We start from the raw sequence: 13199 nt of genomic DNA, 5'->3' as shown, positions 1-13199 counted from the left end.
GCGGTTACGATGAGCCAGAAATCCTCCGCTCCTCAACTTCCTCGATCTGTCCCAAAGGCGCCGACGCCGGACAGTCGTCGAGGTGCTCTCCCCGCATGTCGGCTGGGTCGTCATCGCCAACCCGAAACGGGTGCGGCTGATCGCCGACGCGAAGATCAAGACCGACAAGATCGACGCAACGGTGCTGGCCAAGCTCGATGCCAGCGGCTTCCTGCCCGAGGTGTGGGTTCCTGACGCACGCACCGAAGCGATGCGACGCCAGGTGACGCGACGGACCCAACTGACGAGCACGCGGACGTCGCCGATCGGATTAGCGTCGCCGGCCGCGCCATCGCCAGCGCCCACCGCGAAGACGGGAGGACGCGCAAGCGAGCGTGCCAAAACTGGGTCCATGCTGGACTGGCGCGCAGAGCCCCTCCCTGCCCCGCGCATCAGATCAGACTGTCACTGGCTCTCGCAAGCCTCTGCGGCGCCCAGCTGCAGTCGCTTCTGGGCGAGGCTGTAGACCGTGTCAAAAGCGTCCTCGCCCTCGTCGCAGGCCGCGTTGTGGATTTCGTCAGCCTCCTCTGACGTAACACCGCCCTCCTTCAGGGCGTGAACCTCGAGCGCATCAATGAGGCGGTCCCACCTCGCCTCACCCTCAATATCGTCGAGTTCGCAGTCATTCACGCCCTGCTCGACGAGCTGGTCGAGGACAGCCGCAAAGTCGAGTGCAGCCGCAAACCAAGCGCGCGTACACGGAGCAGATCCGCCCACACCATCATTCCACTCGTGCTCGGCGCTCGCGCGCAGGACGGCAATCTCGCCGGCCGAAAGCCGGCCCTGCTGCAACGTCCAGCGGTCAAGCGCTTCGGTCAACTCGTCACCGACCGCATTGCGCGAAACGCCGTCGAGAACGTCCACCCCGATCTCTCCATTCAAGCGCCCCACGAGCTTGTCAATGTAGTTGAGCGCAGCAGTGATCCGCGCGCCGGCTGCGCTCTGGCGCGCGGCGATCATGAAGGGCAGGACGAGTTGCTCCGACGTTTGGTCCAGCCTCTCGAGAATGGCCGACATGACAAGCCCCCGGAGGTAACCCTCAAGGTGGTGGGCATCGCAGCTGACGTAGTCCTCACCGCCGTGGATGCCCTGCATTCCGTGCTCCGAGTAATCGACGGTATCGGCGATCTCTCGCGGAATGCCGAGCTCCTCAAGCACGTTGCGCAGACAGAGCAGGAATTCGCTGCTCCGGTAAATCAGCCAACCGAACGGGCCCGGACCGCCCGTGCGCGTTTCATCGTAGGACGCCGGGTCGTAGTAGATAGCTAGGTCCGAGCTCTCCGCGGAATCGGGCGCGATGGTGATCTCGATGCGCTCGACGTCGACGCTCTCGTCATTCCACGAGCTGAACCGGCGGTTCACAGGCACCGAGAACAGAAATGCGCCCTCCTTGTTGAATGCGACGACGGGGAGGATGTTGCCGCTGGTGAGAGGCTGGATAGGCGTCATGTATTACCTTCGTTCATAGGCGCGCACGGAGAGCGCGCCGCGTTTCTGAGATCGTTCTAGGTTGGTTGTCGTGGGCACCACCAGCATCGGATTTGCGTGCCAACATGCAGAAATGACGCTCACACCGTTGCGCACCTGGACGCCTATAATCGTCCGGGCTTGAACGGCGGGCGTGTGCCGGTCGTCTGCCTCAGCCTGTTCCCTCAAGGAACGCGTTCAGATACCGGGGCACACCACACGCTCGCGTCTCCCGTCAGCGGCTCCGCACGGCCAATGACACGGCAATCGTGTCGGCCGTGAGCGCACCGATCGCCGCCAAGCTCCGCGAGCACCGGTACGCGCATCATCCGGCGCGCTCGACCGCGCTGCGTCGATTAGGCCTGGACACCGATTCCGTGTGGAATCAAGATTCTGCGCTGCACATCGGGGACCTTGCCCATGTCGGGACAGCGGTTGCGCAGCCACCAAGCCGAACTCCTCGCTGTGATGCGCGCCGTCGCCGCAGGCGAAGCGTCGATTATCCGAAACGTACTCGCTGCCGTGACGCCAGGCGGCGGCAAGTCGCTGCTGCCTGTCATCGCTGCGAAGACGCTGATGGAAGCCGGCGTCGTCGACCGGATCTGCTGGGTGGTGCCGCGCGACAGCCTGCGCCTGCAGGCGGAGGAGGCCTTCGCCGACCCGGCATGGCGGGCCGGGCTTGGCCACTCCCTCTCCGTCCGCGCCGCCGAGAACGCACCCGATCTTTGCCGTGGGCTTTCCGGCTATGTCACGACCTACCAGGGGGTCGCCGCCGCGCCGGACCTGCATCTCGGCGAGTTCCGTCGGCATCGCTTCCTGATCGTGGTCGATGAGCTGCACCATCTCCCGGCACTTGGCGCCAACGACAACGCGGGCGCGCCGACGGACGAAGCTGCAGGCTGGTCGGCCGCGATCGAGCCGCTGTTGGCGCTCGCCTCGGCACGTTTGCTGCTCTCAGGGACGCTTGAGCGCGCCGACGGGCGCCGCATCCTCGGGCTGCCATATCGCCGTGCCGCTGGCGCTCGGGAAGAGGTCGACCTGGCCGCTCCAGGCTTCGCTGTGGTGGGCTACAGTCGAGCTCGCGCACTCGCTGAACGTGCTGTGCTGCCGGTCTCCTTCGGCGCGCTGGATGGCGAGGCAAGCTGGCTTGGCCCGGAAGATGAAGGGCGCCGCCCACGTCTCGGTCCACACCGCCTGCGGGCTGTCGCTCCGAACGAGGCGACGCGCCCTGCCCTATTCACGGCATTGCGGACCGGCTTCGCCGAGGCGCTGCTGCGGCGCGCTTTCGAGGCGACCCGAAAGCTGCGGAATGAGCGGCGGCGGCGGCTGGGCGCGGCTGCGGGAGAAGCGACGCGAGGTCTTGGCAAGCTGCTGGTCGTCGCGGCGGACCAGGTGCAGGCGCGCCGGTACCTCGACCTGCTGCGCGGCTGGATGCCGCCGGCGCAGCGGATGGCGGCAGCGCTCGCGGTCTCCGAAGAGCGGGGCGCACACGAGACGCTGGCAGCCTTTCGTTTGACGCCCGAGCCCTCGGTGCTGGTCACTGTGGCAATGGCCTATGAGGGCCTAGACGCGCCGGAGGTCGCCGTCGTCGCGGCTCTGACCCATATCCGCTCGCGGCCTTGGCTCGAGCAGATGGTTGCGCGGGCGACGCGGGTCGACCGCCATGCCGGGCCCTACGAGGCGCAGCGCGCGCTGGTTTTCCATCCAGACGATCCACTCTTCGCCCGCTTCCGCTGGCGCATGGAGCGCGAGCAGGGGACGCGAGCGACGCCGCCGCGGACGCCGCGGCAGTCGTCCCTCCCTCTGCCTGGCTGGCTCGAGGATGAACTCGCAGAGGCAAGGGAGCGCCATTCCATCGTGCCGCTGGAAAGCAACGCCCTGGCGCTGCGGGTGTCGACGCTGCGGCCCGGCCCTGATCTGGCGGCTGGCCTGGCCACGTCGCGCGCGCCAAATCCACAGAGTGAGTTGTTGGATGCGCCCTCCATCCTCGAGCGAAGGCTACGGCAGCGCCTCGGCGAACTCATCGCAAGCCAAGCGGTAGAGGACATCGCCGGAGGCTTCGCCGACGCCGTCGCACCGACGCGCGGTGATGGGCTGTACCACGCCTACAACGCGGTGCTGAAGCGCGCGACGGCAGGCAAGGCCAGGGCCGAGATGACGCTCGCCGAACTCGAGGCAGCAGTGGCCTGGCTTGGACGAAATCGACTCCGGGATCACGTTCACCTGCTCGAAGGCGATCATCGCTTCGGCTGGCGCGCGCGGCCGCGAGGCGAATGGCGGCCTCCGATAGGGCGCCGGGCAAGTCAGTGGGGGACACACCGGGCACAACTTCCATCCCGCAGTCGCTAGGCACTCGGGTCTCCGGGCCGGACCACGGAATCGCTCTCGCAGACCCAGGAGGACACAGACGCCGCGGCTCACCATCATGCTCCGGGTTTCGGAGAATGTTCATCCGTGGCTCGGCGACGCCCACTTCTTTTCGTCTCAGCGCTGGCCGGCGTGCGTTCGACGGCAAGACACAGTAGCCATCGGCTTCAGTCGCTTGTCGCCCAGCTACGGGATCGTTCGCGCCACTCGACGCAATGCAAGCTCGCCGTAAACGGGGTGAGGATTATAGACTCGCAGATGCGAAACAGTGTGAGCGTGAAATCCGCAGCGCTAAGTTGCATCCCCGATGGTGGCACCGACCACCTCGCTCATCGTAGATGATGTGTCCACGAACACACCATCTGAGGTAACCCAACATGGAAAGGAAGAAGTGGAGGCTGTCGCGGGCTGCGTGCACGCAGCGACGTGCCGCGGTGCCACCGCTGATCAGTGCGGCTACCGACGCCGTCCGGTGCATGCGACAGAACAGAGAGGGAAGCGTCTGATGGCCGTTCGCCACTTCCTTGAGTGCTCCACCGCCCACTTGACGCCCGCAGATGAAGCCACGCTGGCCTCTTGGGCAGACGGCGTTGACGGGCCAATGCGTGTTGTTCGCCACGACCGTGGCTTTTTCGTTGGCGTCCATGCGAAGTCCAAAATTCCAGCTCAGCCTTTCCTTCGCAGCGGTCTTGGAACACGCGCATGCGCAGTACTGTGCATGGATCGATTTTGACCGCGGTGCCGGTGTGTTGCCAGCGCGCCCAATGCCGGGCGACCCACCACCACCGGCGAGCTATGGAGTTGAGGAGGTGTCCGAGAACGTCGTGAAGCTGACGGTACCGCGCATGGCCATGGATGCCTACAGAGCACGCAGCCCTGTTCACCTACTCCTGCCTGATCCCATCCCGAAGACAATCGAGTACGCGATCGCGCGGCATCGTACTTCAGTGCTCTGCCGCGAGACCCGCACCTGGATCAAGGCGAACTGTCAGGAGCCGGTCTGGCCGGGCGTCGTCCTTCGGCCCGATGGTCGCCATGATCAGCGCTATTTCCGCGTAGTTCCTGCGCTGCGGTTCTGCTGCCAGACGGAGGCGGCCCTATGCCGGCTTTCGCATCAGTGAGCGAGGCGAACCGCCCACCGGCGTCCGCCTTCGCTGGAGCGTCCGCCGATAACGATCTCGCCGAGGCGGTGCTCACCACGCGTGCTCTTCAGCTCCGGACCGTCAACCCGCCTTGCCGGGAACACGCAGGCTGAACCGGCCGTCTACCGTGACGACGACGTCGTTGGACGTCTCGAGCTGAAATGAGATCGGCACCCCGGCGTACGTCAACGTCATCGGTGCCACCGACCCCAACGAGGGCGTCTCTGCAGGACGCGGCTCAGCCGTCATAGGCGGTGGCCCCGCCCCGCGCTTCGGAACTGGCAAGGCACCCTCGCGAGACTCCCCGGCCAGGATGAACGCCTCGCCCGGCATCGGCTCGCCGAACAACTCGGCCAGTTTCCGTCGCGTTGGCAGCTGCGGCAGGTTGCGCCCGGCGAGCAGTCCAATCACACAGCTTGGGGCGCGACCGATCGCACTCGCAATCGAGAGCGAGGACAACCCGAGGCGCTCGGCGTGGTGGTGCATCCAACGCGCAAGCCCCGGGTATCGCGCGTCAGCCGGCGGCCCGCGCATAGGAAGGGGAGGAGCAGCGCCGAGGGCAGTCCTGATCTTTGCGGCCGAGGCGGCGTTCGGCACGCGGCCTCTGAGGTAGCCAGAGATCGAGCTGTGGTTGATGCCGATCAGCGCCGCCGCCGCAGCCACGCTCAGCCGACGGACAGCCATCTGCCTGGCAAGCCACGCGCCGAATACGCTGCTAGGTTCTTCCGCTGGACCGAGGGGTCCCAGGACCACCTCCAGGGCGAGCCGTGTGTCGCCTCGCGGGCGCCAGCACCCTCCGGCCAGACGACGAATTGTCGACACTGCGACGCCGGTGCGGGCCGAGAGTTCGGCCACGGACAGGCCCGCTGCGCGGATCCCCTTACCCATCCAACGCGCGACGTCCGGCTGGGGCACGACGTCGACCGGCTCTTCGACGCCGGCACGTTCTCCCCTGCCCAGCTGCGCGACGTTCGCCTTGCGCTTAGCTTGAGTGCCACGGGGCGCCGCAGACCGCACGCCGATCTCCCTGCGCGGCCGCCCAGCCTGGTCAGCTGCTGCGCTTTCTGACATCGCCGCCCTCGCATCGGGCGGCTCCGCTCGCGGAAGCGGCTCGCTGACGCCGGCGGGCTTGCTGGCAAGGGCAGCGCGAGCGGTCCGGCCAGATCGCGACAAACCTTTCGGGGGCGGGAGCTGGAAAGCTTGCTCGGCGACGTCGAACAGGTCGGCTACCCAGTCAGCGCCGCCAGGATCTGCAGGAGTGCCGCGCGGAGTGATCATGGGCGCGGGGCGATAGCGCATCCGGCTGATCCGTGCCAGCGCTTATGTCCACCCAGCCGCTCGGCGACGTTGTCATCGAGACCCTGCCTCTTTGAGAGAGCGCCAGTGCCTCCCACCGGTTCGGAGCATACTGCAGGTCCGTGCCGAGCGCCGACTTGCCCGACAGCTGGCGCCGCTGCGTAAGCGTCCAGTCCGACAGGTCGTCGAGCAGTGGCCTGGTGCGGACCCGGCGCTCGGCAAGCCGCTGCTCTGCCGTCCAGCCGCTGATCTCGGCGTCGATCGCGTAGAGCGCGGCAATGCACTGCAACGCCTCTTCGGCGATCGACGACTTCGTGGCCTGGAACACCTCGAACAGCTTGCGCCTGGCATGGGCCCAGCAGGCGACATGGATGACCTGCGGCGGCCGGTTGCCGCGCGGCCGCGCCAGCGCGCCGTAGCCGGCATGGCCGGCCAACACGCCGGGCGAGCGTCTCGTCGTGAGAGGCGAGGTCGGCCCCGAGCCGGTCCAACTCGTCCAGGTTTGGGGCGACAGCTCGCCTCCGGTCGTCCGGCAGGGGCTCGGTCGCCAGCGAGGCCCGCCGTCCCTTGCCGAACAGCTTGCCGCCGTAGGGTGGGATCAGGTTGGCATGCAGCATCGAATGGACGCGGTTCTTGGCCAGGGTCATAAGCGAGACAACCCGCACGCGCCCTACCAGGAGGCGCCGCACTGCCTGTGTGTCGTCGCACGGCGCCCAGACCGCGCGGAGACGATGCGGCTGTGCTGGCGAAACTGTACGCCAGTGGGTTTACGAAAGCTCTGCCGAACCTTGCACAGGTCGACGTTCCGCCATCATCGCTCCTTCCGCTCGAACGTGCGATGCATTTCGTCCAATTGGTCTGCAAGCCAGCGGAGCCCTGCCATGGCACGCGGCAACTCTTCGTGCCGGTCTGCCCACATCCCGCCAGTGGGATGGACACCCTCTGTTCTCGCCTGCCCGGCAAGCTCCGCCCAGGTGACGAGCCGGGCGACAAAGGCCCCGTCTGCGTCAATCGACACCACGGCGTCGATGCCTTCGGCAAGAAGGTCAATCTCGACCGCGAGGGTGATGGTGAGATCGCGCAGCACGCTTTTCGGCTCGCGCTTGCCCTGGCCGGGATCGCCCCTCGTTCGGCGGTCAGCGACCCTTCGCTCCGCGTAGTCGTTCGTCATGGCTTCTGCTGCGCCGAGGGCCGCGCTGATTGCCTCGAGTGCGGCGTCATCCCATACCGTCCTTGGTCGATCGAAAGTCTTCGGCCGTCTGCAGACGAATAAGCTCGGCCTCGCTCACGTCGATCATCGTTTGCTGTCCTTCGCGGATTAGGCGGGCAGAGGGAAGGTGCGCCGCTACTTCCGCTAAATCCCGCTGCCTCAAAGCCGTGTAGCGGAATCCAATACGAAAGCCGTTCAGGCGCGTGCCGCCGAGGTGAAAGAGTCCGATCCTCGCGTCAGCGACCGGCGCAATCTGGAAGTCGCCAAACATCGCCACGACACCGCCATCAAGCCGCGCGATCCTCGTCAATAGCGGCAGCACTGCCCCTTCGAGGTTGCGAACATCATCGTCAGAAATCCGGACGTCGAGGTTGATCCCTGACTCGCCGACGACGCGCGCGGACGGAATCTCGGCCTGCACCCTGGCGAACTCGGCACCAGGCAGAGTCGACGAGCCACGGTAACCATTCACGTCGAGCTGGTAAGCGTGGAACCACCCATCTCGCAACTGGCGCAGCCGTATGGCGCCGGTCCCGCCGTACCAACTGCCGAGGGATTCCGAGCCAAGGAGTTCGTGGCCGATCCTGACGCGCAGAAGACGGTCGTAAGCCCTGTAGACCTTCATCGAGAAAGCAGTCCGCCGTTGGCTCACTCTGGGCATGCTGCCAGTCCGCGACATGAACCGTGCCGGACGCGCAGGACCAGAGCAAGCGCGAGCGTGGACCGCGAAGGCTGCCGCCTGCAGAGCTATGGCGCCAAACCAGGACGGCCCCGCCCGCGCGAGGGCGATCTCGCCGAGGCTTGACCGTCATTTCATTGACGAGACCATCAAATCAGCTATCAGCGCTGAATGGCGGAAAGCGAGATCAGACCCACTGAGCGCGCCCCCTTGCTTCGGACGTTCGGTGACGAACTCGCTGGCCGCGTTGCCGCTCTGCTCCGACATCGCCCTGGGTTGGCGTTGAGGCTCACGCTCGCCCCGCCTGAGGCCATTCATGCCGTAGCGGCCTTCCTGCACTGCGCGTCGGATGCGGAGCGGCCGGACAGCGAGGTGGCGAAGCTCATCGACGAGTCGGACCCGCGAGAACTTCTCCGCGCTGCCCTTCCTGACTGCCCGCCGATGCTCTTCCGGGCGCTGGCCCGAGCGGGAGATTTTGCCGGTGATGCCCAATTCTACAGGCGCCTCGCTGCTGTCGCGCGAGGGCCGTTCGCAGATGCGTTCCTGAACACGAGCCGGTCCGCCGATGGCGGCCGACTGGCCTACTACGAAATGCTGGCCCGTCTCGATCCCGCTATTACACGTTTGCAACACGCCCTGCCGGAGAATGAAAAGCTGGCGGCGACGGTCGACAGCATCATCCGGCTGCTAAGGGCGCACGGTGCGCTGCACGAAGATGACTTAGACTTGCCGCCCGGCGCCGGACTCAGCGCGGTCGTGCGTCGCCTTCGAGCCGCCCTCGCGCGCATTCCGGCTCCCGATCCCGGCTTCGCGCCGCCGCCACCGTTCAGGCTCGTCGGCAACACGGCGGAGCTACAGCGGGTCGGCAGGGACCTTAGCCTCTGCGTCGCACTACCCGCGATGTTTGCCGCTCATCATCACATCAATGTTGTGGCTGGCACGCGCGTGTATCTCACGGCGGACAACCCGCCGCTCTTTGCATCGCTGCGTAAACTCGGCAGCGCGGCGTGGTTCCTCGACCGGATCGTAGGGCCGCAGAATGCTGATGCGCCTCCGGTAGTGCGGCAGACATTGGAGCGCGACCTTGCGGCGGCAGGTCTGATCCTCATACCTATTGAGCCCGGCCGGGCGCTTTGGCGTCTCGATGCCGAGGCCCGCGGTACGCTCAGCCGGTTGGAGAACGTCGATGAGGAGTTTGGTGATCTCGCGTTTTAGGTGGCGCCTTATAGAGGCGCCGGTCGACTTCAATGTGGTGAAGAGGCTGCGATGGACGCGGCGCTGAACTACACTGTTGCCGATCTTGCGCGCGATGAGATGGTCGGTCTGCGGCGCGAGTGCCGCACACGCATGCTGTCGCGGGCCGAACTCGCGAAGCGCGTTGGCCTGGGCGCGCGACTGCCCGGCATCGGGCTTCGACGAGAGCTTTGGTGCGGAGACTGCGGCGAGCCCGCCTTCGAAGGCACCGTGCTGAGCACGACCATGCCCGCGAGCGGAGCGTTGGCACCGCAATCACGTCGATAATCGCCACGAGCAAGGTTGGGCAGGCGTCGAGCGTCAGACCGGTGTATCGCTGCCGCTTCCGCGCTCCTCAGCCTCTTTCCGCTTCTCTAAGATTTCCGCGATATGCTCTTCGCGGTACTGCAGCACGGCTCTCACGGTGTGCAGCGGGACCGCAAACGTGGCAGCGACCTCCTCGGGCGTCTTTACTCGGTTTATCGGCGCGATCTGCGAGGCGCCCTTCGCTTCGAGCAATTCATGCAGCAGCAGCTTGCCGTCGATCTCATGGCGGAGTTCGTCCCAGCCGATCAGCAGCGGCAGCGCGAAATCCTTGCTGACGTGCTTTTCCTGGCTGCCGAGGACTTTGAGAAAGATGAAGACGTCTGATCGGAAGGCGGAATTGCCGATGCAGCACCACGTGGCGACAAGTGAAGGCCCCGCCGTGTCACTCTGCTCTCGCGCCGTACTGGTGGGCAGCGCGCTCTCCGAACTGGCAAATGCATACAGCCGCGACTATGGCGTAACGCGACTGGCATGCACGATGCGCCAGTCTGCGTCGATTGCGTAGAACGCCTCTCCGATGGATTGCTAACCGATAGTGTCGGGAACGGCACTGAGGGTGCGGGCGTCGAGATACCGGCGATGGCCTTCCGGCGGATCGCTCGGCGAAAACTCATCGGGCTGCCGAGATACCCTCTCTCGATTCGCTCTGCAGCAGCCAATCCCTTTCTGGTCAGGCCGCGTCGCGGCGCACTTGTGAGGTCGTCGCGCGCGGGTATCGCCGCATTGCTCGCGCGGCAGAGCGCCACGCTGCGCGAACCTGACGTCGTAAAGCGTGCGCTGGCGACGCGCGGGCCCCACGAACCTTGCCGCCGGAGAAGGCGCTCGGGCGGGCGTCGAAAGCGCGCCGATGGCAGCTTGGCTGCCGTGGTGACCGGTGCGAGCATCTACGATCAAATCGTCGCATCGGGAGATTGACGCGCTGCCCTACGTCGCGCGGGAAGATCTACGCGCGCGGCATCGTCGAAGCAGGAACCGCGGTGCGCTGTCGCAGTGGCTAAGTTTGCGAGCCTGCCAAAGTCTTGGCACGGATGCAGGAAGGTAGTCTCCAACTGGATGTGCGACGCGCCGGCACTGTCGGCACGACCGGGTGCGGGATTTGGCAGTGAGGTGCAGCGCCTCATCGCCGATTAGACGGAGGCCAGGCGCGGCAAGATTCAGGCAGAATCCCAGCTTCGGTCGCCAGTGCGCTTCGCGTGACATATAGCACCGCACAGACCACGCATTCCGCGGATGATTTCTGAGCCCGAACGCTTGCTACGCCGCGCGTTCGTGCTGCTGCTGCACCTCGCCGTCACTCGCTCGCTTGCGCTCGCTCCGCTTCGGCTCGCCGCGCAGCGCCTCTGGCACGCCGCATTCTACATTCGTCAATCAGCCTTTCGCGTCTCATCCCTAGGCTGCCCGTGCATCTCCTCCCCCCGCCTCGACCGCATGTAGCTGGGTCGAGGACTGGAGGAGAAGATCGTCATCATCCCTGAGTATGTCGTGCTCGAACGGTGACGTTGCGGTTCTACCCGCGCAGGTGATTTCCCGTGACCCTGCTCTGTCACCCATCTCGACGACGACCACCTAGCAGTGAACCTGACGGGGTGAATGGCGGGACTGCTGATGCATGGCCCACCGAGCCTTGCGGTCCCAGTGTCGCGTCTGTGAAACGGTTACGCGCCATCGGAGGCGCGATCACACCAGCCTGGCCGTTCGAGGGACCAGCTGGTGCGCGGAGTTGCCGAATAGCAAGGCATAGCTCCGCTCTTGAGGTGCCTATTCGGGTCTGCTCGTCCCGCTCCGGCGTCTCGTCACTCCTTGCCAGCAGCGCCTTGTGAGGATGCGAAGGAGACGAAAGGGAGGTGGGCCGCGCTGCCCGTTTGCCGTCGGTTGGTGCGTGGCTCGAGGTCCACGTCTGGGATACTTCCGGCCGCGCTTTGCCCGGCGGGTCACCGGAACCAGTATGCCCTGCGCGATATGGATCGTGCTGGGATTTATACGGGGCGCACGGGCTTGGTGTCGAGCTTCGCTCGCGGCTGGTGTTCGTATCGGTCGGCAGCGCGTTCCTCCCAAGCACGACGGCCGACCTGCGACGAGAGCTGGCTGTCGAGCTGCCTCTGCCCCTGAGCAGGATCGCGGCGGAGCTGTCCGACCTCGACCTGCAAGTCGCGGCCCCCTGGGCTGGATCTTGCTGCGTTGCTTGCGGCTGCCGCTTTGCGATGGCGCTTCGCCTCATCACGCCGCTCCCGTCGATCGGTCAGGGGTGGCCATGCTTGCGAACGGGCCGGACGATGAGTCGAACGAGGAAGGCGGGGCTGATATCTCGGCGCGCCGCGCGACGCGATAAAGAGATCCGCCTCACCGCGGCGTTCTACTCGCATTGCGGGGGCGCGACGCAGGTGGACGGCAAAGACGCGTCCTGGACCCCGCGACTTCGTCACCGCGACCGGCAATGTGGTGGTGGACCTGTTGCACAACTTCCACCTCGAGTGCGGGGCGCGGCTCCACAAGCTGCGCGTCTACAAGGCGGTTAAGGACCCGACCAAGCGGGAGGTCTGTGGCTACCTGACGGTGCGTGGGTCGGTCCACGCACACGCATAGCGCTCGCTTTGAAACAGACCACCGGCGCTGCCATACGAAAGTGCTGCACGATGGCGCGGTCCGAGGCGCCGGCTGCACCTTCGACATCTCCGTGCCTTGGTGGATTAGCGCACAATGACGGCGATGGCGCCGCAGTTGCTCTTGCGGGACGCCATTGCCTGAGCGAGGCAAGATGCAAGCCGAGCGAAATGCACACTCCACGCATCGGGTCGCCAGCTCTGCGCGAAAAATGCCCGCAGCTGTTGACGCGGCGACGCGCTGGACCCGCGACCGGGCCAGTTGTTTGCGGAACTCGGCGGGAAGCTGGCGTCGGAGAGCTCGCGGCGGACGCGGCGGCTGGAAGCCGCATTGACCCCTTAGGAGCTCGCATGCAACGCTTTCCCCATCGGGAGGCCGTGCAATGCATGCGCGTTATGATCAGGTTGCTCCACATCCGCTGGCAAAGGGCTGGCATACGCCGCGCGAGAGCCCCTGGCTGTTCATCGATGGCTGTGTGCAGGTCTGGGAAGACGCGGAATTCGGCGAGCTGCATCGCCATACACCGACGGCTTATTTGCTGACGGCCTTCCGCCCGCAGGCGAATTTCGAAGATGCGGTAGATGCCTGCATGGATTGGTGGCGCGTCGCTCGCACTTACCCGACCACCCGCATCGCGCTCACCGCGCGCGACATCGTCGAAGCGAAAGAACAGGGCCAGGCTGCGCTGATCATCGGCACGCAGGGCGGCGACTTCGTCGGCCAGAAGCTGCACAGGCTGGAAGTGCTGCACAAGCTCGGCCTGCGCGTGATGATCCCGTCCTACAACGAGCGCAACACCCTCTGCGACGGTGTGCTGGAACCGGCGGATGGCGGGCTG

The 13199-nt window shown here is 65.9% G+C and carries 13 protein-coding genes and 1 pseudogene; 8 read left to right on the top strand and 6 right to left on the bottom strand.

Going from position 1 to position 13199, the window contains the following annotated elements; all coding sequences use genetic code 11:
• Positions 1-73: 73 nt before the first annotated feature.
• Positions 74-298 (top strand): annotated as a pseudogene (locus ACLF3M_RS34850) (IS110 family transposase); the annotation flags it as partial.
• Between the two features lie 146 nt (positions 299-444).
• On the opposite strand, the gene ACLF3M_RS34845 reads toward ACLF3M_RS34850, so the two are convergent.
• A complete protein-coding gene (locus tag ACLF3M_RS34845) occupies positions 445-1488 on the bottom strand; it encodes a hypothetical protein (RefSeq protein WP_430661621.1) in 1044 nt (347 codons plus the stop codon).
• Between the two features lie 438 nt (positions 1489-1926).
• On the opposite strand from ACLF3M_RS34845, the gene ACLF3M_RS34840 reads away from it, so the two are divergent.
• Together ACLF3M_RS34840 and ACLF3M_RS34835 are read left to right on the top strand one after the other, a co-directional pair.
• Complete coding sequence (locus ACLF3M_RS34840) at positions 1927-3855, top strand: DEAD/DEAH box helicase (RefSeq protein WP_430661620.1); 1929 nt, start codon at positions 1927-1929, stop codon at positions 3853-3855.
• Positions 3856-4682: 827 nt separating this feature from the next.
• Positions 4683-4994, top strand: a complete 312-nt coding sequence (locus ACLF3M_RS34835) for a hypothetical protein (RefSeq protein WP_430661619.1) — start codon at positions 4683-4685, stop codon at positions 4992-4994.
• A 102-nt stretch (positions 4995-5096) separates the two neighbouring features.
• On the opposite strand, the gene ACLF3M_RS34830 is transcribed toward ACLF3M_RS34835, so the two are convergent.
• From ACLF3M_RS34830 to ACLF3M_RS34810, 5 genes are all read right to left on the bottom strand, one after another.
• Positions 5097-6032, bottom strand: a complete 936-nt coding sequence (locus tag ACLF3M_RS34830) for a hypothetical protein (protein ID WP_430661618.1) — start codon at positions 6030-6032, stop codon at positions 5097-5099.
• A 217-nt stretch (positions 6033-6249) separates the two neighbouring features.
• On the bottom strand, positions 6250-6747 hold the full coding sequence (locus ACLF3M_RS34825; protein ID WP_430661617.1) for an IS66 family transposase: 498 nt from the start codon (positions 6745-6747) through the stop codon (positions 6250-6252).
• Positions 6748-7122: 375 nt separating this feature from the next.
• Positions 7123-7482: a hypothetical protein gene (locus ACLF3M_RS34820; protein ID WP_430661616.1), complete on the bottom strand. Its 360-nt coding sequence runs from the start codon at positions 7480-7482 to the stop codon at positions 7123-7125.
• Positions 7483-7528: 46 nt separating this feature from the next.
• Positions 7529-8146, bottom strand: coding sequence for a hypothetical protein (locus ACLF3M_RS34815; protein WP_430661615.1), 618 nt, complete (start codon positions 8144-8146; stop codon positions 7529-7531).
• 183 nt (positions 8147-8329) lie between these two features.
• Positions 8330-8467, bottom strand: coding sequence for a hypothetical protein (locus tag ACLF3M_RS34810; protein ID WP_430661614.1), 138 nt, complete (start codon positions 8465-8467; stop codon positions 8330-8332).
• A gap of 105 nt (positions 8468-8572) precedes the next feature.
• On the opposite strand from ACLF3M_RS34810, the gene ACLF3M_RS34805 reads away from it, so the two are divergent.
• The 5 genes from ACLF3M_RS34805 to ACLF3M_RS34785 form a co-directional block, all read left to right on the top strand.
• Positions 8573-9415: a hypothetical protein gene (locus tag ACLF3M_RS34805; RefSeq protein ID WP_430661613.1), complete on the top strand. Its 843-nt coding sequence runs from the start codon at positions 8573-8575 to the stop codon at positions 9413-9415.
• A 51-nt stretch (positions 9416-9466) separates the two neighbouring features.
• Entirely contained in the window at positions 9467-9721 is a 255-nt protein-coding gene (locus tag ACLF3M_RS34800; RefSeq protein ID WP_430661612.1) for a hypothetical protein, read from the top strand.
• 102 nt (positions 9722-9823) lie between these two features.
• Positions 9824-10084: a hypothetical protein gene (locus tag ACLF3M_RS34795; protein ID WP_430661611.1), complete on the top strand. Its 261-nt coding sequence runs from the start codon at positions 9824-9826 to the stop codon at positions 10082-10084.
• A 2112-nt stretch (positions 10085-12196) separates the two neighbouring features.
• Positions 12197-12343, top strand: coding sequence for a manganese catalase family protein (locus tag ACLF3M_RS34790; RefSeq protein WP_430661610.1), 147 nt, complete (start codon positions 12197-12199; stop codon positions 12341-12343).
• A gap of 400 nt (positions 12344-12743) precedes the next feature.
• The coding region (locus ACLF3M_RS34785; protein ID WP_430661609.1) for a membrane dipeptidase at positions 12744-13199 on the top strand (456 nt) is incomplete at its 3' end.

The organism is Falsiroseomonas sp. HW251, from assembly GCF_050563545.1.
GTDB lineage: Bacteria > Pseudomonadota > Alphaproteobacteria > Acetobacterales > Acetobacteraceae > Falsiroseomonas.
This window is presented reverse-complemented; position numbering and strand designations above follow the sequence as displayed.